Source organism: Streptomyces beijiangensis (genome assembly GCF_017315755.1).
GTDB classification, from domain to species: domain Bacteria; phylum Actinomycetota; class Actinomycetes; order Streptomycetales; family Streptomycetaceae; genus Streptomyces; species Streptomyces beijiangensis.
In genome coordinates this window covers 14,295-34,742 of the sequence record NZ_JAFLRJ010000099.1, presented here as the reverse complement: position 1 = coordinate 34,742, position 20,448 = coordinate 14,295, and the positions used below count along the sequence as shown (strand labels likewise).

Here is a 20,448-nt window from a genome sequence, read left to right as displayed (position 1 = left end):
TCAGATCACCGTCGCCACGAGGTGCGCGTCCGGGGTGTGCATGACCGGCATGGCGACAGCGGCACCCTTGGTCCAGATCTGGCCGGGGTCGTCCTGCACACCTCGGGTGATGACCAGCCCGGGGGCGTCCTCGCGGACGATCGTCGGGTTGTTCACGCCCTGGAGGTTCAGGGACTCCCAGGTACGACCCCACTGGACGTTGGCCCACTTGTTCCGGTCACCGGGGATGTAGATCCACTTGTCCTCGGAAAGGACCTTCGTGGACACCCCGTCGACGCGGACCTGCGCCTTGTAGAACCGGACCGGCGGCAGGGAGTAGTTCGCCCGGACCGTCTGGACCTGCTGCGGGTTCAGCGTGGCTGTGGGCGTCGCGGACGGGGACACGCTGCCGTAGTACGCGGCCCGGTAGGCCTGGTTGTTCGCCAGGTACGAGTACGCCTTCTTCGACGTGAGAACGAACTCCGGCTCCGGAACGCCGAGGTCGTCGAGGTACTGGAGCCACCCCAGCTCGTCCTTGATCGGGTCGGACGCGGGGTCGGACCACGGCACCGGGGCCGTAGGACGGTTGCCCGCCGGCATCCCGAAGTCGGCCTCCGTGATGAACCCGTTCTCGTTGATGGACAGCTTCCCGTCGAGGAGCACATCGGCCGCGGCCAGCTCCAGGCGCGACTGGATCGCCTCGACGTGGCGCTCCACGTCGTCGTACAGCAGCTCCAGCATCCGGTCCGTGTCCGCGCCGCGCTCAGCTTCGAGGAGCAGCTGCTCCTGCTCGCCGACAACAAGCTTCTGACCCATCGGAGGGAGCTGGCCCTGACGGGTGTTGGACCACGCCTCGCGGGTCGCGAACGGCACGGACGCGTCGTAAGCACGGTACTTGGCGGTGTTGACGTACCTGCCGTTGTCCTTGACCTTCCACAGCACCGTGTTGAGCTTCAGTGCCGGGAAGACCTCCTTGGTGAGGAGGAAGTCTTCCTTGGTCGGAATGGCGCGGGCGAAGGTGGTCAGGTCGTGCGCGGTGACGTCCTTCAGGAGGTCCTGAATGGTCATAGCGGCCTCCTTAGACGAAGCGGATCTGGGCGGTGGCGGAAGGGACGACGGTGACGACGGCGATCGGGAGCTTCGCTGTGATCACGGAGCCGTGCCACAGCAGAGCTGCGGGGACCTTCGTCTGTCCGGGAGCGAACTGGGCCTCAGCGAAGACGAACCCGGCGAGGTTCTGCGTGCCGTCAGTCGCGCCGACCGTGTAGAGGCCGTACAGGCCGGAGGCGGTGATCCGCCCCACGGGGATGCCGGACTTGAAGCGGGAGTACGGCTGGTACGGGTCGGTGGACGCCACGTAGTGGGTGCCCGCGACGAACTTGGATACGTCGAGAGTGACGGTGTCGGTGGAGTCGGTGCCGTGAAGCGACGCGAGCCACGACCGGTCGGCCGTGTACGTAGCCGAACTGGAGATGGGCTGAATGGACAAAGCCCCTACCTCTCATGGACGTTGCGGATTCCCGCGCACTCACCGGGTGGTGGTGCCGTCCACGAGCTGAGGTAGGGGCGTGGTCCCCATGTCCGGCCTTGGCCCGCCGGTGGGATGGGTCCTTGACGATCACCCGAAGGTGATCACTCCGAGATGTACCCGCGCCTGCGGGCCATGTCAACTCCGGCCTTGCCGGGCGGCGTTGGGGTGGACCGCTTGGGGCCGCCACCGGCCGGGGAGCCGCCAGGAGCCGGGGCCGACTCCTGGTGCTGCGTACCGAACAGCGTCGGACGCCGCACCTTCAGCGCCTCGGCAGCCTCGGTGACCGCGGTCTCGTCTGCGTCATCCGCCACGGCCGCACGCAGCAGGGCCTCCGCGTCTACCAGGTCATCGCCGAGCGCACCGAGACCGAGGAGAGCCGCACGCCGCTGCGCCACCCGCTCCCGCGCGGAAGCCGCCGCGATCCGCTGGTCTGCCTCCTGCGCCCGCTGCGTCGCCGCCTGCTCGCGCCGCTCGATCTCCGACAGGGCCGCCGTCTGCGCTTCCCGCTGCGCAGCCACGAACTGGGTGAGGTCCTCGGGCTTCTCGAAGCCGAGGCCCTCCAGCAGCTGCTTGATCCCGGTCCGCTCCCCCTGCTGCTTCTCACGGGCCAAGAGCCGCGACAGCGTGTCCTGGTCCACCGTCGTTCCGCCCTGCGGAGACGGGTCGCTGGAGGGGTCTCCCTCGGACGCGCCGAGGATGGGGTGGATGGGCCGGCCGTCCTTGCGGAAGCCGAGCACAGCGTGGGGGTGGGGCAGTAGGCGAGACACGAGTCCTCCGGGTCACGAGCGCCCCCGCGCCAACAGCCAGTGTAGTCAAACGAGATCACTTCGGAAGCCGTCCTTGGGAGGTCCACTCCTCAAGGCCCTTTTGGCATTTGAGGGAGGTAACTGTCTTACACGTCGGGCCATTTGCAGGCCTGTAACCACCAACTCGCCCAAGAACTCGGAATATGACCCATTGTCATCGCGCATTACCAGAGATACACAGAGAGTGATGCATTAATAACAGAAAAAGAACCTGTGAATTCCTTAAGCGTTGGGCTATGTTTCTCGCCGCAGATCAACCTGTGCAGGGATCGACCTTCTCGCACAGTCGCAAAATGGGGGGAATTATGTCGTACAGAACCGTTGTGGCCGCAGCATTGACTGTGGCCGGGGTTATGGGGTCTCTTGCCGTGCCCGCGCTCGCCTCGGACACCACGCAGGTCGCATTCACCGGGCAGGTCGACTCCGCCGTCAGCCTCACCGGTGCGCAATTCCGCCTCCAGGCGGATGCGACCGCCGACCAGGTAGACGCCGTGGCCGAAGGCGCAGAAGTACCCGCCCTGTCGCTCCCCTCGGGGAGCGACACGATCACCACCGCCGGCAGCACGTTCACCGTGAAGGTGGACCCCGCTGACATCCCGGCCGAGTTCATCGGCCCCAACGGGGTCGTCTCCTTCGACTTGGAGATCTTCGATGCCAAGTCGAACAAGTACACCTGGACCACTCAGTCCGCCCGGCTCGACGGGGGCGCCTGGAAGGATCCGCTCACTTCCGCCGAGCTGAACAACGCCAAGGCTCGTTCCGCAACAACTTCTGCACCGCCGTCAGTTACTACGCACCTTGACGCGGCGACGGCCGCAGTCGCGTCGTCATTTTCGCCAGTCCAGACTCGATCTGAGCAGTGCATAACCACCAAGGGTGGTTACCACGACGCGATGGCGCAGATTGGTACTGGGTACCCCGCCGCACCCGGGTACGGCACGACTCGTGGGTCGGCGTGGCTGAACCACCAGAGCGGCTCGGAGATCACCTTCGGGGCCGGTCTGTCGACTAACGGCACTACATGGAAAGCCTCCGGCAGCACTTCGGTCGCCACCTCCAAGTCCGTCTCGTTTGACTGGGACCCCAGCACCTTCTGGAACCAGCAGTACAAGGTCGAGGTGCGCTACGTCACCTACACGAGGTCCTGCGGCGGCATCCTGATCAACAAGCAGGTCAAGGCAACCAGCGAGACCGGTGTCTTCAAGACCGGTCAGCCCGGTACCGGGACACCTCCCAACTGGCTCTCCACGAGCAAGTGCGGCTTCAACTACGCTGCCGGAACGTGGTCCAAGACCACCGGAAAGGCGTACAGCTACGGCACAGGCGTCGACATCAGCAGTGTCATCGGCATCGACCTGAGCACCTCCCGTGCCTACACCTCGTCCTCGAAGCTGAACTACAAGATGGACAAGGCCCACGACTCGCTGTGCGGCGACACGGACAAGCCCGGCCTCTCCGGAAAGGTCCAGCAGTTCTACGACCGCATCGAAGAGGAACTGTGACAGGCAACCAGCCTGCCGAGTCCGCCCCCGCCAACAGGTGGGGGCGGCTCGCCCCGCGGGCCCGCCGCTTGTTGATCGGCGCAGCTGTGATTTCCGTGATGGCGGCCGCCGTGGTGTGGCGTGCCCCTTGGCACGAAAGCAGGCTGGAACATGCCAACGGAGCCGGCCCCCTGCAGTCACACACTGACGTCGGTACTACCAGCATGTTCGCCCCACAGGACAAAGCAACCTGGTACGGGACCTTCGGCTCCTACCTCATGTGCTCTACCAGCGGCGCAAAGATCACTGTCGAAGGAATTCGCTATTCGGAGCCGGTCAAACCAGCCGGAGTTTCCGCCGAGCTGAGGACGGTCACGGCCAAGCAGCGCCAGAATCCGACACGTGGCGGTTACGTCGGCGGCGGTATCGGCCGCCCGCCGCACCTCAGCACCGTGAACATGCTTGGCAACCTGGCACCTGCTGGTGCCGGAACTGTGATTGACCAGAAATGCTCCGACCAGGACAAGCAATCCAACAGCTTTCAAGAACTGCTATTCGTCCTGAAGACAGACCAGCGTGGCGGGCGCATCGATCACGTATGGATCGACTACCGGCTCGGCTCCGACGCCTACTCGCTCCGCCTGGACTGGCAGATGATCACCTGCGGTGACCGCGTCCCGAAGATCGATGGTGAAGACGTCTGCGACGGTTCGGCAGGCTCGTGAGCCGTCAACGAACCCCTCAAGGGTGCTCGAACAGCAGCAACTGACCGCGATCCCAGCCATTTGGCTCCAGCTCAACGCGATGGTGTTCGAGCCAGGGTGTGGGCCGAGGCTGGGGATCCGCCAGAGATGGCCGACCCCTGGTAACTCCCACAGGTCCGCGATGATCTGCGCCGCGGCCCCTTACCGTCGCTTCGTCCAGGGCGGTCATCTCCACGCACAGGAGTCCGAGCCTACCCAGGGCCGCGTGATCTGCTGCCTCGCCATCGTTGCCATGTTGGCGGCGACGTCCTTGCGCGCGGGACCGGTTCCTGGACAGCAGGCAATCCACTCCCGCGAGGTACAGCTACGCAGCCGCGCTGTCTTGCTCATGGGCGTGCTTGAGGGCCATCCGGGCAGTGACCACGTCCGAGCCGGAGAGGCCTGCCCAGTACGGGTGAGTCATCACCGACGTCGCCAGCTCAAGGACCAGGGCTCGAATCCGTGTGAGCTCGGCGGCCTGCTCTGGGGTGTATCCGGGCGATGTGGGTCTGGGGTGGTTGCGGCGGTACCAGTGCGCGGGATCTTCCATCGCCTCCATGGGTTCGGCGCTCAGGGGGAGCGTCGCGGCGAAGGTCAGCTGCTCGGCCTGGGCCTGGTGGAGGGCGAGCTGCGCGGCACGGAGATCGTCGGGGAAGTCGTAGTCATCGGGCACGGAGCGGATAGTACTCCTGTTCGATTACCGCACGGCGAAGACTCGCCTCAGCACTACACTCGCACGCATGTTCGAGCTGCCGCCTGACCTGCCCCGCCTCCGGGTCCTGGAGGCATGGGGGCACGTCTACCTCCGCAGCATCCAGGAGGCGATCAAGGCCGCCGAGGAACGCGAGAGGGCCGAGGCGCGCAAGACGCCCATCCCTCGCCCCAGCGCGCCGCCCGCTCCCGCCGCATGGGTCGTCGACCGGAGCATCGGCAACCTGCCTCCAGTGGTTCACGGGGCAGAGGACTGCTTCGCACGTGCCGACGACTTCGGGACCCGGCCGACCACCCCTGAAGCGGCTCGACGCGCCCTCACGGACGGCAGCGTCACGGCCTGCGTCGTGTGCCGCCCGGACACTGCGCTCGGCATCGTCGACTGAGTCGGCGAAGACGGCTCACGGGCCGACGCCGGTTCGCGCTCTGGCCCTCCTTGGCGGCTGGACAACGGCCCGCGCGTTGCGTCGGTAGCTTGACGCACATGACGCACATCAAGGATCTTGCTGCTCGTTTGGACCGCGTGGAAACCGAGTTGGCACTGCATCGGTTGGCCTACGACTACTGCATAGGGGCCGATCACCGCGATCGAGTGCGATGGGAAGCCGTCTGGACCGCGGACGCGGTCTGGGCAACCAGTCCCGACAGGATATTCAGCGGGATCCAAGCCATCTGCGGCGCGGTCGAGCAGCAGTGGCAGGCATTCCCCGTCATGCAGCACGCCACGGCCAACCACACGGTGGACCTGGGCGGTCCAGTTACGAGCGGGCGTTCGGACGTAGTGGTGCTCGTTCAGCTGCGCGACGGCCGCTGGATCGCAGGAGGTGGCACTTACGAGGATGAATACCGCCGCGAGGACGGGAGATGGCGGATCGCACGTCGCAATGTGGTGCGTCCCTTTGACTTGGCCCCTATGGCGCCGAGCCAGGGACCCCCGTACGACGACGAGGCGATCTGAAGCGCGGCCGACACATGTTCGGCCGGACAGACCCCTAGCGCGCGAGTACCGACGCAGGGGCCCCATGATCCAGAGCTTCCGGGATCTCCAGTCGCGTAATGCGCGCCTGCCGGTCAGTTCACTGTGGGCTCCCTCCCCGGAGGAGCTTGTTCGGGCACCAGTGGGACGGGCCCAATCTCCAGGTCCACTTCCGGCAGCCCCAGGAACTCGCGCACGACCGCGTTGTCCCCAGTGGCGTCGGCGAGGAGCCCGGCCGCGGCGAACGCACGCGCCTGAATGCGGTCGATCTCCTCTTGGGCGTCCTCGACGGGGTATCCGGCATCCATGAGCATCCGCACCCCGGTCTCCAAGGACATGATCCCGGCCTCGTAGGCCTTGACGACCTCCTCCAGGATCGCGGCCCGGTCGGTGGGGGTGTGCGGGCCGAACATGATCCGCGCACTGGGCGTTTCCCCGGCGGGCCACACCTGGCCGGCCTGATGGAGGCGCGTGGCCATGCGCAACAGCAGTGCGTACTTGTGGGCACGGGCGAGCCGCATTGAGCCCACAAGGGAGTCGAGGGGGCCGAGGGCGAGCTGCAGGGCGTAGCCGGACGGCAGGGCGGTCGGGTCAAGCGTGCCGAGCCCGGCCGAGGTGACGCGGGAGTTCACGGCGATCCGGTCGATCAGGTGATCCGTACGCTCCCGGAGCTCGGCGAGCTGTGGGGCGGTGTTCAGGACGTCCATGCGTCCGCCGTCGGCGAGCTGGAACACCGAGCCGGGTGCGAGGGCGAGCGGCTTGGGCTGGCCGGTTGTGCGGTCCACGCCGATGCGGGCACCGGAGACGGACACGACGGGGGCGCCGGTGGTTCCTGCGGCGGCCGCGGCATCGGTGTCGGTGGCGGACAACTCGTCGAGGCCCTGGAGGATCGGGGCCAGGGCGGGCCGCCCCCAGTGCTCCCCCGGTTCAGGGATGCTGTTGGTGATGTGGACGACGGGGATGAAGTCGACCATCAGGTCGAGGCGTTCGAGGACTTCGCCGTCGGAGCGCACCCGGAATGCGGCCTTGTCCTCGGGGAGGGTGTAGACGGTGTGACTGCCCTTGAGGTCCTCCAGGAGCCATTCCGCGTCGGTGAGGTAGCAGGTGATCCCGGACGGCTTGCCGGGCGCCCACGGGTAGGTGCGGCTGATCGTGCCGGTGTCGGCGTTGACCTTGTCGCCGACGATCAGGACAGGATCGCCGCCGGTGCCGTAGATCCATTCGCGGCGGGGGATGCCGTCCTTCGTGGCCCCTGGCTTCGTGGCCGCGCCGATCGGGCCCAGCTCGTACGTGATCCTCCGTACGCGGGCCTTGAGGCCCTTGGCCTGGTCCTCGGGGAGGTCCCATGCGAAGTGCACGCGCCGCGGGTACTCGGCGGCGTCCATCTCCCCGTCCTCGGGCCACTCCGGGAAGTAGAACCCAGGGTCGTAACTCCGCAGCAGGGCACGCCCCTTGGACGGCTCCCAGGCCAGGGTGTAGACGGCGTCACCGCACCGTACGGCTGAGCGTTCCGTCTGCTGCATGCGCAGCTCCAGGAGCTCCTTCTCCGCCCACTTCCGCAGCCGCTCCTGCGCCTCGGCGGCTTCGACTGCGCCGGCCGGGGGCTGCTCGTCGTCGGCGTGCTCCGCGCCGGGGACGATGATGGTCTGCTCCGTGCCGAGGAGATAGCCGAGCACCGTCTCGATGAGCTTCGAGGCGTCGCCCAACTCCCGCCGCCCCAGGGCAGTGTCATCCCCCGTCGAGGCGGCTGCGAGTTGACCGGCCTGCCCCTGGTCGTACGCGGCGAGGAGCTTGTACGCGGACAGGCGTCGCAGGTCCTCGTCGGGCACCCACGTGGAGGCCAGTTCGGCGAGCGGGCCACCCGGCTTGCGGGGGTTCGCCATGACGGGCTTGTAGTTGAGCCACGACCAGACGTCGATCACAACATCGCGGATGCGCACCGCGGGCCTCCAGCAGCACCCCCGCGCCCGCCATGATCAGGCTACGGCCTCAGCCCACCTCGACGATCGTCCCGCCCGGTTCGAGCTGTGCCAGCTTCACGTCATGCGTGCAGCCGTAGACGAAGTCGACCCGGTGCTTGTCACCGAACTCCTTCGCCAGGTCCTGGTAATCCCACTGCTGGCCACAGTCGGCTTCTGTCGGCAGGGCCTGAACTCGGGTGACTCCCCCACGATGAAGACGCACATTACGCAGCTGCTCCCCCGCGATCCGGCCACGCTCCTGCACACGGGCGGTCTCATCAACGCGGGCCTGAGCCTCGCTCTTGACCTGCTCTCGCGCGGACCCACCGCCGTCGCTCGTCCCGCTGCTCGCAGCGAATGCGACAACTCCCCCCGCGATGGCCAGCATCACCACCGCCATGACGACGGTCCATCTCCCCTGATTCCCCATGGCGCGGGAGCGTAGCAGCGACAGAACCCCTGATGAGGCGCTGGCCGTTGCTTCCTATGCCTGAACTTCACTCAGCATCATCAGAGTTGGCGCACGTGCACCCGCGCTCTGCGTATCGTCTGAGGTGCGTCACTGACGGACCTCTGCCTGCCGACATCCTTCACCGCGCCCGCCAGGGCGCAGGATGCCGGTTGGAGGAGGCCCGCATGGGTCGCAAAAAGAAGAAGCCCAGCCGCCAGAAGATGGTCATCCTGCTGATTCAAATTGCAATCGCAGTCTGGAACCACTTCTAGCAGCTGGACCCCGGAGGGGCGTCGGCCAAGCTTCCAGGCCTAAAGTCGGCGCTCCTCCAACACGTTGCCAATGCTGATCTTGCGCAGCACTGGCACTACACACCTCATGAGAGTAGTCCCCCAATCCTTGCTTTCTGGTGCGGCTAAGCAAGTCTGAGCGGGTAATTTAGGGAACAGGCACCGTATCCGTACTGGGGCCGTAACCGCATGTCAGCGGCGCCCGTCCAGCCGTTTGTCGTTGAGCGTGGTGACTCCTGTATCCAGTTGGTCTGGGTCGGCAAGCTCCGTCAACGCGTGTACGCCGGCGTCCATCCGGTCCGGGGAGTCCATGCCTGCGACCCAGGTGACCATCTGGTCCTCCAGCTTGGGGAAGTGGCCGATGTGGTGGATGAGGCCCTGTTCGTAGAGCTGGGCTATCGGCTCGGCCCTCAGGCGTTTGCCGACCTTCGCGGTGACCTCTAGGACCATGGGCATGAGGAGTCCTCGGGTTACGCCTTCGCGCTGGAGTTGCTCCCAGGCCTGGCGAACGATCTGGCGGGCCATGTCGCCGCCGTAGTTGGACTCCACGACGATCGCGTCGGCCTTGAGGTCGAGGGCGAGGCGGCAGGCGGTGCGGCCCCAGGCGTTGGCGCCCATGCTGCCGGAGCGGTCATCGAGGACGTAGAGGTGGCCGTCGTAGCCGCGGGCTGCGCCGACGATGCCGGTTTCGTCGGAGACGGTGGAGTCTCCGCCTGCGGGGTCGACGGCGACGACAATGCGCGCCATGTCGAGGCCGCCGAACGCGATCACGGAGGTGCGGTTGTCGTCGATCCAGGAGCGGGACCAGACGCCGCCCTCGGGCGGTCGGGGCTGCTGCTGGTAGAGAGCTGCCCATACGCGTTCGCCGACGCGCTTGCGGGTCTTGGCGTGGTGGGTGGCGTCGAAGCGTTCGGGCCAGAGTGGTTCGCCGACAGCGCGACCAAGGATGTCGTCGGGGTTGTCCGCGATGGCGGGAAGGTCGATGATCTTCCACTCGTTGGCTTCGGCCTCGGCGATGATGCGGCCCGACAGGTCGTCTTCGTGCCAGCGGGTCTGGATGACGCAGATCGCGCCGTCGGGCTCCAGGCGTGTCTGGAGTACGGACTGCCACCAGTCCCATGCCCGCTTTCGCATGGTGGGGCTGTCGGCGTCGGCCATGTCTTTGACGGGGTCGTCGACGATGGCGATGGTGGCGCCCTTGCCGGTGAGGCCTCCGCCGATGCCTGCTGCAACGAGGCCGCCTTCGTGTCCGGCGATGTCGAAGCGGTTGGCGGCCTTGGAGCCGCGGTTGAGCTGGATGCCGAGGAGGTCACCCCAGGTGTCGATGGCGTCGCGAATCCACCGGCCGTGTTCGTCGGCGAGGTCGGCGGAGTACGAGGCGATCATGACCCTGCGGTCTGGGTACTTCCGCAGGTACCAGAGAGGTCCCCACCTGGAGGCGCGGCGGGACTTGCCGTGCCGGGGCGGCATGGAGAGCATGACGCGCTCCGCCCGACCCTCCGCCATGTCGATCCAGGCCTGGTCGACCATGTTGAGGTGCCGGGCCTGCATCTCGCGGCGGTCGGTGACAATCGCGGCGAGCGCACCCGGTGAGGCATCCATGGCGATGCTGCGCTCAACCTCTGCGAGCAGGGCGCGCATACGCGGGGTGGCGCGCCCGGCGAGGGCCCGACGCACTCCGGCCGGCTGCCCGCGGTAGACGGCGAGGAGTTCACGGACGCGGTCGCTGCTACTCGGAGCCATGGGCGGACTCCTCGGTGACAGCAATGAGGGCTTCGAGCTCGGCAAGATCCGTGGTCTCAACCTGGATGGGACCGCCGCCGGTGCCGGTGATCTCGGTCTTCGCCGGGCGGTCGAGGCCGAGGAGACGGGCGCGGCGTTCCATAACGCGTAGGGCGCGATCGATGGCCGGGAGTTCGCCGTCCTTCACGGCCTGGCGGTAAGCGACGAAGAACAGCCGGTCGAGGCGCTCCGCTTCGACGGTCCGCAGCTCGTCAACCCTGTCGTCGAGCTGCGCTTGGCGCTGCTTCAGAGCTTCGCGTATGTCCTTGCAGGCGGCGCGGATCAGGGCATCGTCGGCGGGAGGCTCCAGGCCCTTGCCGTACCGCTCGATGCCGTATCCCTGCGGGTAGGCAACGCCCGTCGTATTGATGGCGGGGTCTGCGGAAAGCTTCAGGGCGATGGTGAGCCAGTCGACACCGGCAACGTGCAGTTCGATGGCGTCGGCGCGGCGCTTGGCGATTGCTGCACGCTGCGCCTTGGTGGGGCGGGCCACGGGGCGTCCTCCGTCAGGTACGCCCCCGCACCCACGTTCATGGTCCCACCTGATGGCCCGACGGTCGGCCTGGCTACTTCCTCACTCTGTAGTGACGCTCCCTGGTAATCCCGCGCAAACGCTGCGTCTGGGAAAATGCGATGTGATCACCATCGACGTCAGAACCGCCACCGACGAACGTGAGCTGCATGCGCTCTTGAAGCGAGAGCTTGGGTTCCCGGCCTTCTATGGCATGAACTGGGATGCCTTCTGGGACGCCGTCACCGGGCTGGTCGAGATCCCTGAGGGCATCCGCTTCACCGGCTGGGAGCATCTCGCTGAGCGGGTGCCTCGCGGTGCGGACATGCTCCGGCGAAGCCTCGACGACTACCGAGATCAGTACTGCGCTGGGTTCATATCCGAGTACGCATAGGCTCAGAAGGAACACGCAAGCCGTGGCTTCGAGGAACGATTGACCCCTCGACGCAAACTACCGGCCCCAAGGTCGCTGAGGCCTCCCGTCCTGGTCAGAGCAACGACGGGTACTGACTGACACGAACAGTTGCGGTACTTCGGTGCAGTACGGCAGGCGCCTGGCCCATTCGGTCAGTCGGCCGCGCTGGCGGAGGTCATATAGTCCAAGGCCGGATCGGGCGAACCGCACTGCAAGATCTCCTCCACCTTGGCCCAGGCAGTGAGAGGAACCTCGTAGCAGTAGATCATCCAAGGGTCATCCGCGTCCGGCGTGATCACTTCACGAAGCTTGACGATCTGCTCCCGGCTAATGGGGTGTTCCGTGCGCAGGAACTCGTCTTCCTTGCTAAATCCATCCAAGGACCAGACGACGTGAGGTGCTTCCATAGCCATGATCCGAGCTTAAGGCCGTCGGACAGCGAGGCTTCATGGCGTGTGGCGCGATGCCAGCCACTCCGCATCGGAAGCGTCAGCTATCCGCCCATAGATGTGAGAACGGTAACTTTTACCCTTTTATACTTAATGGATCTTTTAGGCTCGTTCTGACGGATACCCCAAAAGCGACAGGATGCAAGCCCGTGAGTACCCAGTACCCCGCCGCTCCACAGGAGCCCGCGCCCCAGGCGCCGCAGCCGATCATCATCAACAACAACGTCGCCGCTTCAGCAGCTGCGACGGCTGTGGCGGGTTACGGGCTGCGAGGGCGGCGACGCCAGTCCGGCGTGGTCCACCTGTGGCTGTTCCTGCTCACCGCCGGCATAGGCAACATCATCTACGCCTGGTACATCAGCGACTGGAACAAGAAGCGCGGCCTGTAGCACCCAAGGCCGGTGGAGCGGGTTTGGCCGATGTCCTGCCTGGTTTGGGGTCGGGCGTGATCAGGGAGCCGCACGCTCGCCAGCGACTCAGGCGGGCCTCACCCCTGCCCGCGATGTCACCGAGTGACTCCCTGGCCCCTCTCAACGGAGCTCTACCATGTGCGGTGCCGTATTCGGGTTGGTTCGGCACCGCACCGCTCCGTGCGTCAATGCAGCGGCAGCTGCCCTATGACATTCCGAGTTCCTGGGCCACGGGGACGAACTCCCCGAATGTCAGGGGTGCCGGCTTGGTGGAGGTGGTGGGCGAACTGCCAGTTCCGGCAGGTCGCATAGTGCCGGTCGTGGCTGTTGGGTGCTTCGGCGGGTATGGAGTGCGCCCCCCAGCCGATGATGGGACGGGCGCCGGTGAGGGTGACGGCCAGGCCATGGACGGCGAGTTCCTCGGTGTGGCCGGGTGCCGGTTCGAAGGCCAGGTGGGGATTGTCCGCCCAGCGGGACGGGTCGGTGGTGACGCCGCAGAGGTACCAGGCAATGGGTGTGGGGCGCTCGTTGAGCGGGGTGGACATCTGCCGGAGCTCGGGGCCGACGTGCTTGCTGTAGGGGCCGTGGAGTGAGCGGGCGCAGTGCAGGCTGAGGTCGATGCCGGTGACGTACTTGAGCCAGAGGTACCGGTATTTGCGGTCGCCTTGGGTGATGCTGATGCGGGCCGGCTCCACGTTTCCCCCTTCGTGTGATGGTGTGCGGATCACACCACATCTATCTATATTCTATAGGCATAAGCTGGTGTGGTCAAGATCCATCCCTGTCGGCGCAGGCCCTCAACAGCCCCTCGACGAGGGGCTTGTGTCTGTTGTGGCGGTAGTTGCCGGGGTACTCCATGTTGAACTCCGCTTCCAGCGCGGCGCGCCTCCGCTCGGGGTCGACTGGGAGCGGCTGACGGCACTCCACGGTGAGCGATCCGCCCGTGTCCACGCCGAGCTTCACCACCCCGAAGTACCGCCGGAGCAGGGCGGTCAGGGACTCGGGGGTGTGGAACCTCTGCATGGTCCAGACGCCTGAGCGGAACGTCGCGGAGAATCCGTTCTCGTCGACGAACTCCAACGCGCGCCGGTAGCGGTTGTTGCGGTACTTCTTGCCGCTGTTCCGCTTGGTGATCGACTTCTCGTGCCGGGTGCCTGTGTAGAACACCCCGTCGTCGGCGCACAGGGTGTTGCAGGTGATGAGGACGTGCTCCTCGAACTCCAGGGACGTGATGCTGTTGATCACTGAGTCGAGAACCACGATGTCGTACTGGCCGTTGGCGCGAACGTCCTTCTGGAGGTCGCGGATGTGGGCGACGGTCGCGGCGACGTCGAGGGCGTTCTGTGTGCCCTTCGCCTTGACGTGGGGCTCGTACCAGTGGGCGTCGAAGCCCTGCCCCTTGAGCATCTGGATGTAGGCGGCCTCCCCCGCTCCGAAGTCGACGATGCGCTGGGAGCGTTTCGCGTGGGGCAGGACGTGGTTCTTGTAGACCGCGGACTGGGCGCTGTCCCCGTCGTCGCCGCCCAACCGGTGCATCTGGCACCAGTGCTGGTTGTAGGGCTTGATACCGAGCGCGGTGTAGTCGTACACCCCATACTCGCCCTCCAGCCACACCAGCAGCTCGTCCGCTTCCTGCACGGACACCCGGTAGCAGAGGACGTCCTTGCGGAGGTCGACGGCGGCAACCGCGTAGTCGTTGTTGAGGATGACCCGGCCGTTGTGGTCGGCGACGATCGTCCCCCAGGGCCCGTAGCGGGTGATGAGGCGGGCGATCTCGGACCGGACGGCGGCGGAGTCCCGCTTCCGGACGGTGATGTTGTCGGCGGTCACCCACTCCCACCCGTGAGTGTCCTCGGAGGCCGGGGTGACGGTGACGCTGGACCCGTCGGTCTCCACCGAGTTGTGGAGCAGGTTGAACTGGACTTCGTCCTGGGTGGTGACCTGGGATCCGAGGAGGATGGCCGGGGCCGTTGTGTGCCCGAGCGCCTTGAGGGACTTGGTTCTCTGGTGGCCGGCGACCAGGACCCCGTTCCCGTTGACGATGACGGGCTTTACGCAGCCGAACAGGTCGAGGGACCGCTTCAGCCGCTCGAAAGCGTCAGCGTCGAGGCGGCGCGGGTTGTAGGGGGCGGGCTTTAGCTGTGCGAGCGGGTAGTCGGCGGTGAACTCAGGCAACTTCCTGCTCCTTGCGGCTCTCGTGGGCGTCGAGGAGGTGGTGGCCGAACCCGGCGTCGGTGCCTCGCTGTTCGTAGAACGCGGCGTGCACGGCGTTGAGCCGGTCGATTTCCTCGCTGCTGACTTGGACGCGGATGGTCCCCCATTGGACGTAGCCCCACGTGAGGTATTCGTCGGCGACCTTGTCGCCTGCCGCTTCGGCGGTCTCGGCAGACAGGACGCTTGGGATGTCCATGCTGTCGAGGAGGGCGTCCAGGGCGTCCTGGTCGTAGCCGGTGCCATCGAGGTCGGGAAGCTCGGCGAGGATGTCGGCCAGGAGCGCGGTGTCGTACCCGGCGAGGTCCGAGGTGCGGTTGTCGACGATGACGATGCGGGCCGCGGCTTCGTCGTCGACGTCGACGTACGTGACGGCTATCTGGTCCCAGCCGAGTGCGGCGGCGGCCTTGAAGGTGTGGTTGCCCGCGAGGATCTCGTTCGGGCGGCCGGTGGCCGTGCCGCGGTTGACGACGATGGCCCGATACTGGCCGTGGGTGTTGAGGGACTCGGAGATCGAGGTGAGGTCTCCGGTGCGCGGGTTGCGGTGGTAGGGCGCCAGGTCGCTGATCGGGACGGCGAGGGCGGCGAGTTCCGCAGGGATTCGGGCTGTGCTGTCGGACACGGTGCAGTGATCCTTCGGCGAATCCCCGCGCCTTGTCTCACAGCCTAGGTGATCAACAGGGCTGTCGGACAGCAAGCGCCCCGCCGCGTCGTACGGGCGGGGCGCACTGTGCAGTTGCTGTCATACGCCCTGGTTGGCGGCCTTCGGCTGCTGGTACACCTCGACCTTGGTTCCGAGGATCTTCGGGGAGATGCCTTGCGGGTAGGCGCCCATGTCCCACGCGTTGCGGTGGATCTCTGCGTAGTGTCCGACAGCTTTGCGGACGGCATCGGCTCGGGACAGGCCCGCTTCCTGGAGCACCTTCATGTCGTCGGCGATGGGCGCACGGTGGATCGCCGCGTAGTGGCGGACGGCATCGTGGAGCGCCTCGGACTTCGAGAGGCCGGTGCTCAGGAGCAGGTTCAGGTCCTCGACGGCAGACGCGTCGAAGCGTGCGCCTACGCGGTCGCCGGGGGCCACGGGCTTGCTTTCGGGGGTGCGGGTAGGGTTCGGCTCAGCCATGGGGAGGTCACTCTCCTTGTGGTCAGGGCCCCGACCGGAGGCGCAATCTCCTGGATCGGGGCCTGTCTCGTTCTGGGATCTGTCTTCCGACGGTACCTGCCGGACGGCCAACACGGCGGTGCGGCAGGTGAGTTCACGGCATCAGCGGTGGACCGGCCATACCCAGCCGGACTGCTCGTCGCAGTGCCACTTCGAGCGCCGATGGTGTCGGGCCCGCCAGGAGCAGCGCACCAGGCGGAAGCGGCGGAAGCGCACTGACCGGCATTGGCGAGCTCTGGCGCCTGTCATCATGCCGCCGCCTGCGACTGATTGAGGACGTTGACGGTTCGGCACGGGTGGGCAGTGATGAGCCCGTGGAAACGGGAGCCGTCCCACGTTGAGCACAGCTCGCACACGATCAGTCCCCCGAAGCGCATGGGGTGGTGCAGGTCGGCGACGAGGCTGCGGATGCCTTCGCCCGCCTGGGCGCGCTTCTCCGCCTCCGCGATCGCCTCCTCGGCGGCGTTGAGACGTCGGTGCAGCGCGCGTATGGCCCCGGTCTGCCCGCCGGCGGAGCGGCGGGCCTGGTCCCGCTCGGCGACGAGGCGACGGACGCCTTCATCGAGGGCGTCGCCCTCCGCCAGCAGGAGTTTGCCGTCGCGGGCCCGGCCGACGAGGTGAAGCAGTCCGGACTCGGTCCGGTCAGCCATCGGTTCGGCTCTCCCGTACGGACCAGTCATGGCTGTTCTGGCCGGGTGTTCCGTCGTCATCGGCACCGGTCAGGTTGGTCCGGGTAGCGATGACGGCGAGCCAGGTCGCGCGGATGGCGATCGCGACGAGCAGGGTGTAGACGAGGTAGGTCATCTCTCTCCAAGAGGCGCGGGTGGGGCCGCCGTCCGGAGTGCGGAGGGCGGCCCCGGGTGGGGGTTGGGTTAGCGGTTGTTGCAGCCGCAGATGCCGGTGGGCCAGCACCAGGAGTCACAGCCGTTGCACCAGACCGCTCCGGGGACGGGCGGGGTGCGCTGCGGTTCTGCGGGCGCGGACGCGGGGGTGGTGGTCATGCGGCGTGGCTCTCCGGGTGGTAGTGGCGTGCACCTATCTCGTCGGCCAACTCGGCGAGGTGCAGGCGGGCTTGTTCGGGTGATGTGGGTGTCAGGCGGAAGGCCCGCCTGCCTCCGTCAGTCCCTTGTGGGGGGCCGGGGCGTGAGGGTCTTCGCTGTTCGGCGAGGAGCGCGGACAGTGGGCCGTATCGCTCTTCGAGGAGCTGGGTATACAGGTCTGGGTCGGCTGCGCCGGTGGTGTTGTACTGCATGACTTCCCTTCCGTGAAGAACCGGCCCGTCACCGCGGAGTGGGGTGACGGGCCGGTTGGATGCGGTGGGTCCCTCAAGTGCTCCGCATAGGGCGGGGCCGGTCCTGGCGGGCAGGGCGCGGGGGATCGTCCGCCCGCCAGGTTCCGGAGGGTGCCGCATTCCACGGCTCGAACGGGGGTGCCGCTCGATGTGATGGACCGTAGCACCTTGAGATGTTGTGATCTACTTTTCGCGTTTCGATTGCGTACTTTGCCCGTCAAGTACCTCTATCTCCAGGGTCCCGCACGGGTCCGGCTGAACGAACAGAGCGTCCTGGTGGACTTGTTCCGCGCCGGCGGTGAAGTCGGTGGGGGACATCGTTGCCCAGTTGGGGCGTTCGGGACTGGTCACGGCAGGGTCTCCTTGGGGGGCAGATTGCGCCGGATGCTCTGACGCAATGCCGAACTCTCAGTGGGTTCATATGTTGGCTTTATGGACATTCGATGCGACACCTCTGGACCACGGAAGAGCTCTGCCTCCCTCCTGGCCTTGGTCTGCGTCACCTTGCTCATGACGCTGTACGCGGGAACCGCGCAGGCCAACACCAGCCCTGGTGCACAGGCAGAGATCGGGAGCCCGACGGTCGATTGCGGCGGGACAACGGACGGCATCGCGGTGTGCGATGACGATCCGGGCGAGTTCGTCTGCAAGGACGCGTCCGCGACTCCGTTCCGCTACTACGCGAGGAATTCGGACGGCAGTTGCGCCCCCGGCGCGGTGGACGTGACCACGCTCCCTATCCCCCACCCGGAGCCACAGATCCCCACCTGACCCCGGAGGCTCTCCGCACGAGGCCGGGCCCTGGTGGGGCCCGGCCGACGGCCGAAGTCAACTGGCGGTCGCCTGCTCGTTGACGATGATTTCGTGGGCTTCGGCGTGCGCCTTGGCCTGGCGCAGGTTGAACCGCGCCTGCTGAACTGCTTCGGCTACGCGGTCCATCTGCTCCAGCCGGGCACCTACCTCCCCCTCCAGAGCGAAGGAGAGCGCGGCCGGGTCGGCCTTGACGATCTGGTCGAGGAGGCCGCGGATTCGCTCGATGCCGTCGAGGGTGTTGCGGGTGCGGGTCTGGGCCACGGCCCGCTCTTCGCGCTCTTCGGGCGTCATGTCCTCGACGATCATGCAGACCTCTTGGTTCTGCTGCTGCCGGAGCGCGTAGGCGAAGTGGACGAGCGCGTTGTCTCCGGCGAAGTCGCCACGGGCCCACTTGGCGAGGACTTCCCGCTGGTTGCCGGGGGTGAGCTCGGCGAGCTTGACGGCGGCCTGGGTGCCGATGGCGCCGGTGTTGACCTGCTCGGCGATCTCGGCGGTGAGGTTCAGCAGGGCGAGGCGCTGGTTGATGTACGGGACGGTCTTCCCGAAGTCCTTGGCCACGGTGGCGGGGGTCGCGCCTTCTTCGTCGTCGAGGATGCGGGCGAAGGCGCGGGCCTCTTCGAGGGGGAGCATGTCGGCGCGGGTGACGTTCTCGCTGACGCTGCGCTTGAAGGCCTTGAGGTCGTCGGTTTCGACGATGACGCTGGCCTGGATGGTGATCGCGCCGAGGATCTGGTGGGCGCGGACCCGGCGCTCCCCGGCGACGATCTCGTAGCGGTTGACGCCGAGCTTGCGGACCTCGATGGGCTGCATCTGCCCGTAGATCGCGATGGAGTCGACCAGCTCCTGGAGCTTGGCCTCGTCGAAGTGTTCGCGGGGCTGGTTCTCGTTGCGGACGATGTGGGCCATCTTCAGCGTCTTGATCATGACTCTCCCCAAGAGTTCAGTTCGAGGGCCGCTCCCCCTCACCTCTTAGGTTTATTCTATAGGCATTATGGGCCGGACTCAAGACACCCTTGAAGAGTTTTCGCAGTTCAGCGAGCGAACGAGGCGACAAAGCCGCAGCCTTTCACGCTGCGTTCAGCACGGGGTTCTCACAATCCTCAAGACCCTCCACGGAGCCCGGCTCCAGCAACGCGATCACGCGAAAAGCGCCGACTACATCAGCCTTCCCCGCACTCACCGGACGCCGGTTCGGGTCGCCGACATCCCGCATGACGGCCCGCACCGCGTCCGCGCTGATCACCCGAAACCTCCCCTGGAGTGCGCGCCGCGCAGGGCTCGCCCCGGGGTGCGTGAATGTCCGCAGGCCACGCCTCCCCAGCGCAGGCCGTGCGGTCTGCGCCATCGTGACTACAGCATGTGCCACTGTCAAGTCAGTGCGTGAGGAGGCGACTTCAGGCTCGCAGCCACTCCGGGTTGGCCCCGAGCCACATAGCCAGCTGGAACGACGACTCAAGGTTCCGCTCGTCCATGAGCTCTTTTACGATCTTGGTGAGCGTGCTCTTGGCCATGCCGAGACGTATTGCTGCTGCCGCTTGTGTGCGCCCCGCAGCCAGTTGCCGCATGACTTCCCGTTGCTGTTCAAACCGCGACCTTTCGGCTGAAGGCGCCCCATCCCCTGCGGGCTGGCGCGCCCACTCGGTCGCCGTGTCCCAGTCTCTTCGGAAGTCCTCGGCCAGATAGCCCACCATGGCGGGCTCGGTAACGAGATAGGCACCCGCTTCACCGGCAGCAGCCTGGTCCGGGTCGTCGCTGAAGAACGCCCACCGACGGTCCCCGATGACCACCTTGGCGAAAGGCTGGGACGACGTACGGAATCGTGCGCCGCCGGCTGCGAGTTGCTCAACGTGGGACCGAAGCGCAGGGTCCGCCTGCGACGTCTGGGCGTACAACGTGCGCATCGCGACCCCGCGGGCCAGAAGCTCCAGGTCGCGCTCAAGTACGGCTTCCAGCGCGCCGCGTGCGCGGGGCCCCGGCTGCCCGACCAGGATTGTTTGCTGTACATCTTCGAGCAGCTCGTTGATCCGCGCGTTCGCTTCCCCCGAGGTGAGACGGTGGATGGCAGGCGTTCGAGCCCCGGCTGCTGCGGGCCCGAGTTCGGACGAGAGCTCTGCATACCGGAGGGCCTGACGGGCCCCCTTGGCTACGAGGTCGAGCGCCATCTTGGCCACCCTGCGCTCGGCGTCCCAGGGGTTAACCGGCACGCAGGAATCTCCGATGGCACCCGCGACAGCCAGCCCGTACTGCACCAGTAGGTGGGTGTCCGCAGCGTCGGGGTCAAGGCGACCGTCACCCCCGCTGATTGCCTTCTTGTACACCTCCACGACGCGCGCCCACTCGGCCTTTTCGACGTCTGTCCCCACAACCGCCCCGCCCCCCGGTCTTTCGACCGATGTGCTTTTGACCGGTCCTCATCCCCATGATCCGGTTCGTGAAAGGCCTTACCGTAATGCATGTCACGTACAGAGGTTCGAC

26 protein-coding genes are annotated in these 20,448 nt (G+C 66.6%); 7 read left to right on the top strand and 19 right to left on the bottom strand.

The annotated features are described in order from the left end of the window. The 3 genes from J0695_RS11485 to J0695_RS11475 all read right to left on the bottom strand — a co-directional run bounded on the left by J0695_RS11485 (window position 1) and on the right by J0695_RS11475 (window position 2,277). On the bottom strand, window positions 1-1,047 hold the full coding sequence (locus tag J0695_RS11485) for a major capsid protein (protein WP_206961818.1): 1,047 nt from the start codon (window positions 1,045-1,047) through the stop codon (window positions 1-3). A 10-nt stretch (window positions 1,048-1,057) separates the two neighbouring features. Further along, window positions 1,058-1,468: a head decoration protein gene (locus tag J0695_RS11480; protein ID WP_206961817.1), complete on the bottom strand. Its 411-nt coding sequence runs from the start codon at window positions 1,466-1,468 to the stop codon at window positions 1,058-1,060. Between the two features lie 143 nt (window positions 1,469-1,611). Continuing rightward, the gene (locus tag J0695_RS11475) at window positions 1,612-2,277 is read right to left on the bottom strand and encodes a hypothetical protein (protein ID WP_206961816.1); all 666 of its coding nucleotides are present in this window, start codon (window positions 2,275-2,277) and stop codon (window positions 1,612-1,614) included. 392 nt (window positions 2,278-2,669) lie between these two features. Between J0695_RS11475 and J0695_RS11470 the strand changes: the two genes are divergently transcribed. Both J0695_RS11470 and J0695_RS11465 read left to right on the top strand, forming a co-directional pair. After that, window positions 2,670-3,818: a hypothetical protein gene (locus tag J0695_RS11470; protein ID WP_242552518.1), complete on the top strand. Its 1,149-nt coding sequence runs from the start codon at window positions 2,670-2,672 to the stop codon at window positions 3,816-3,818. After that, window positions 3,815-4,522: a hypothetical protein gene (locus J0695_RS11465; RefSeq protein ID WP_307798561.1), complete on the top strand. Its 708-nt coding sequence runs from the start codon at window positions 3,815-3,817 to the stop codon at window positions 4,520-4,522. The genes J0695_RS11470 and J0695_RS11465 overlap by 4 nt, the downstream gene beginning before the upstream one ends. Window positions 4,523-4,865: 343 nt before the next feature. Here J0695_RS11465 and J0695_RS11460 read toward each other — a convergent pair whose 3' ends face one another. Next, window positions 4,866-5,213 (bottom strand): DUF8825 domain-containing protein, encoded by a 348-nt coding sequence (locus tag J0695_RS11460; protein ID WP_206961814.1) that lies wholly within the window; start codon window positions 5,211-5,213, stop codon window positions 4,866-4,868. Between the two features lie 67 nt (window positions 5,214-5,280). On the opposite strand from J0695_RS11460, the gene J0695_RS11455 reads away from it, so the two are divergent. Further along, on the top strand, window positions 5,281-5,637 hold the full coding sequence (locus tag J0695_RS11455) for a DUF6233 domain-containing protein (protein ID WP_206961813.1): 357 nt from the start codon (window positions 5,281-5,283) through the stop codon (window positions 5,635-5,637). Between the two features lie 98 nt (window positions 5,638-5,735). After that, window positions 5,736-6,209, top strand: a complete 474-nt coding sequence (locus J0695_RS11450; protein WP_206961812.1) for a nuclear transport factor 2 family protein — start codon at window positions 5,736-5,738, stop codon at window positions 6,207-6,209. A 113-nt stretch (window positions 6,210-6,322) separates the two neighbouring features. On the opposite strand, the gene J0695_RS11445 is transcribed toward J0695_RS11450, so the two are convergent. From J0695_RS11445 to J0695_RS11430, 4 genes are all read right to left on the bottom strand, one after another. Continuing rightward, on the bottom strand, window positions 6,323-8,167 hold the full coding sequence (locus J0695_RS11445) for a phage portal protein (protein ID WP_206961811.1): 1,845 nt from the start codon (window positions 8,165-8,167) through the stop codon (window positions 6,323-6,325). Window positions 8,168-8,216: 49 nt separating this feature from the next. Beyond that, window positions 8,217-8,588, bottom strand: a complete 372-nt coding sequence (locus J0695_RS11440; protein ID WP_206961810.1) for a hypothetical protein — start codon at window positions 8,586-8,588, stop codon at window positions 8,217-8,219. Between the two features lie 533 nt (window positions 8,589-9,121). Then, on the bottom strand, window positions 9,122-10,672 hold the full coding sequence (locus J0695_RS11435; protein WP_206961809.1) for a terminase large subunit domain-containing protein: 1,551 nt from the start codon (window positions 10,670-10,672) through the stop codon (window positions 9,122-9,124). Continuing rightward, window positions 10,659-11,204 (bottom strand): hypothetical protein, encoded by a 546-nt coding sequence (locus J0695_RS11430; protein WP_206961808.1) that lies wholly within the window; start codon window positions 11,202-11,204, stop codon window positions 10,659-10,661. The genes J0695_RS11435 and J0695_RS11430 overlap by 14 nt, the downstream gene beginning before the upstream one ends. A 142-nt stretch (window positions 11,205-11,346) precedes the next feature. Here J0695_RS11430 and J0695_RS45165 point away from each other — a divergent pair, with 142 nt between their 5' ends. Beyond that, on the top strand, window positions 11,347-11,616 hold the full coding sequence (locus J0695_RS45165; protein WP_206961807.1) for a barstar family protein: 270 nt from the start codon (window positions 11,347-11,349) through the stop codon (window positions 11,614-11,616). A 173-nt stretch (window positions 11,617-11,789) separates the two neighbouring features. On the opposite strand, the gene J0695_RS11420 is transcribed toward J0695_RS45165, so the two are convergent. Beyond that, window positions 11,790-12,050: a DUF7683 domain-containing protein gene (locus J0695_RS11420; RefSeq protein WP_206961806.1), complete on the bottom strand. Its 261-nt coding sequence runs from the start codon at window positions 12,048-12,050 to the stop codon at window positions 11,790-11,792. Between the two features lie 185 nt (window positions 12,051-12,235). On the opposite strand from J0695_RS11420, the gene J0695_RS11415 reads away from it, so the two are divergent. Beyond that, window positions 12,236-12,475, top strand: coding sequence for a DUF8108 domain-containing protein (locus J0695_RS11415; protein ID WP_206961805.1), 240 nt, complete (start codon window positions 12,236-12,238; stop codon window positions 12,473-12,475). A 206-nt stretch (window positions 12,476-12,681) separates the two neighbouring features. Here J0695_RS11415 and J0695_RS11410 read toward each other — a convergent pair whose 3' ends face one another. The 7 genes from J0695_RS11410 to J0695_RS45160 all read right to left on the bottom strand — a co-directional run bounded on the left by J0695_RS11410 (window position 12,682) and on the right by J0695_RS45160 (window position 16,870). Further along, window positions 12,682-13,191, bottom strand: a complete 510-nt coding sequence (locus tag J0695_RS11410; RefSeq protein WP_206961804.1) for a hypothetical protein — start codon at window positions 13,189-13,191, stop codon at window positions 12,682-12,684. A gap of 73 nt (window positions 13,192-13,264) precedes the next feature. Further along, window positions 13,265-14,671 (bottom strand): ParB N-terminal domain-containing protein, encoded by a 1,407-nt coding sequence (locus J0695_RS11405; protein WP_242552517.1) that lies wholly within the window; start codon window positions 14,669-14,671, stop codon window positions 13,265-13,267. After that, window positions 14,664-15,329: a ParB/RepB/Spo0J family partition protein gene (locus J0695_RS43805; protein ID WP_307798559.1), complete on the bottom strand. Its 666-nt coding sequence runs from the start codon at window positions 15,327-15,329 to the stop codon at window positions 14,664-14,666. Before J0695_RS43805 ends, J0695_RS11405 begins: the two co-directional genes overlap by 8 nt. 120 nt (window positions 15,330-15,449) lie before the next feature. Then, a complete protein-coding gene (locus tag J0695_RS11400) occupies window positions 15,450-15,830 on the bottom strand; it encodes a hypothetical protein (protein ID WP_206961802.1) in 381 nt (126 codons plus the stop codon). A 287-nt stretch (window positions 15,831-16,117) separates the two neighbouring features. Then, window positions 16,118-16,519 carry a hypothetical protein gene (locus J0695_RS11395; RefSeq protein WP_206961801.1) on the bottom strand — a complete coding sequence of 134 codons (402 nt, stop codon included), beginning with the start codon at window positions 16,517-16,519 and terminating at the stop codon, window positions 16,118-16,120. Next, on the bottom strand, window positions 16,512-16,673 hold the full coding sequence (locus J0695_RS11390; RefSeq protein ID WP_206961800.1) for a hypothetical protein: 162 nt from the start codon (window positions 16,671-16,673) through the stop codon (window positions 16,512-16,514). The genes J0695_RS11395 and J0695_RS11390 overlap by 8 nt, the downstream gene beginning before the upstream one ends. Before the next feature lie 68 nt (window positions 16,674-16,741). Further along, entirely contained in the window at window positions 16,742-16,870 is a 129-nt protein-coding gene (locus tag J0695_RS45160) for a hypothetical protein (RefSeq protein WP_277989969.1), read from the bottom strand. Window positions 16,871-17,670: 800 nt separating this feature from the next. Here J0695_RS45160 and J0695_RS11385 point away from each other — a divergent pair. Next, complete coding sequence (locus tag J0695_RS11385; RefSeq protein ID WP_206961799.1) at window positions 17,671-17,931, top strand: hypothetical protein; 261 nt, start codon at window positions 17,671-17,673, stop codon at window positions 17,929-17,931. Between the two features lie 57 nt (window positions 17,932-17,988). On the opposite strand, the gene J0695_RS11380 is transcribed toward J0695_RS11385, so the two are convergent. From J0695_RS11380 to J0695_RS11370, 3 genes are all read right to left on the bottom strand, one after another. Then, the gene (locus J0695_RS11380; protein ID WP_206961798.1) at window positions 17,989-18,897 is read right to left on the bottom strand and encodes a ParB/RepB/Spo0J family partition protein; all 909 of its coding nucleotides are present in this window, start codon (window positions 18,895-18,897) and stop codon (window positions 17,989-17,991) included. Window positions 18,898-19,039: 142 nt separating this feature from the next. Beyond that, window positions 19,040-19,216 (bottom strand): hypothetical protein, encoded by a 177-nt coding sequence (locus J0695_RS11375; RefSeq protein ID WP_206961797.1) that lies wholly within the window; start codon window positions 19,214-19,216, stop codon window positions 19,040-19,042. Window positions 19,217-19,367: 151 nt separating this feature from the next. After that, entirely contained in the window at window positions 19,368-20,336 is a 969-nt protein-coding gene (locus tag J0695_RS11370; protein ID WP_206961796.1) for a phospholipase D-like domain-containing protein, read from the bottom strand. Window positions 20,337-20,448: the final 112 nt, after the last annotated feature.

Bases quoted from the DNA above. Each gene is read 5' to 3' on its own strand.
- J0695_RS11485 (WP_206961818.1), bottom strand. From the start codon at position 1,047: ATGACCATTCAGGACCTCCTGAAGGACGTCACCGCGCACGACCTGACC.
- J0695_RS11470 (WP_242552518.1), top strand. From the start codon at position 2,670: ATGGGGTCTCTTGCCGTGCCCGCGCTCGCCTCGGACACCACGCAGGTC.
- J0695_RS11455 (WP_206961813.1), top strand. From the start codon at position 5,281: ATGTTCGAGCTGCCGCCTGACCTGCCCCGCCTCCGGGTCCTGGAGGCA.
- J0695_RS11450 (WP_206961812.1), top strand. From the start codon at position 5,736: ATGACGCACATCAAGGATCTTGCTGCTCGTTTGGACCGCGTGGAAACC.
- J0695_RS11440 (WP_206961810.1), bottom strand. From the start codon at position 8,588: ATGGCGGTGGTGATGCTGGCCATCGCGGGGGGAGTTGTCGCATTCGCT.
- J0695_RS11435 (WP_206961809.1), bottom strand. From the start codon at position 10,672: ATGGCTCCGAGTAGCAGCGACCGCGTCCGTGAACTCCTCGCCGTCTAC.
- J0695_RS11420 (WP_206961806.1), bottom strand. From the start codon at position 12,050: ATGGCTATGGAAGCACCTCACGTCGTCTGGTCCTTGGATGGATTTAGC.
- J0695_RS11400 (WP_206961802.1), bottom strand. From the start codon at position 15,830: ATGGCTGAGCCGAACCCTACCCGCACCCCCGAAAGCAAGCCCGTGGCC.
- J0695_RS11395 (WP_206961801.1), bottom strand. From the start codon at position 16,519: ATGGCTGACCGGACCGAGTCCGGACTGCTTCACCTCGTCGGCCGGGCC.
- J0695_RS11390 (WP_206961800.1), bottom strand. From the start codon at position 16,673: ATGACCTACCTCGTCTACACCCTGCTCGTCGCGATCGCCATCCGCGCG.
- J0695_RS45160 (WP_277989969.1), bottom strand. From the start codon at position 16,870: ATGACCACCACCCCCGCGTCCGCGCCCGCAGAACCGCAGCGCACCCCG.
- J0695_RS11385 (WP_206961799.1), top strand. From the start codon at position 17,671: ATGACGCTGTACGCGGGAACCGCGCAGGCCAACACCAGCCCTGGTGCA.
- J0695_RS11380 (WP_206961798.1), bottom strand. From the start codon at position 18,897: ATGATCAAGACGCTGAAGATGGCCCACATCGTCCGCAACGAGAACCAG.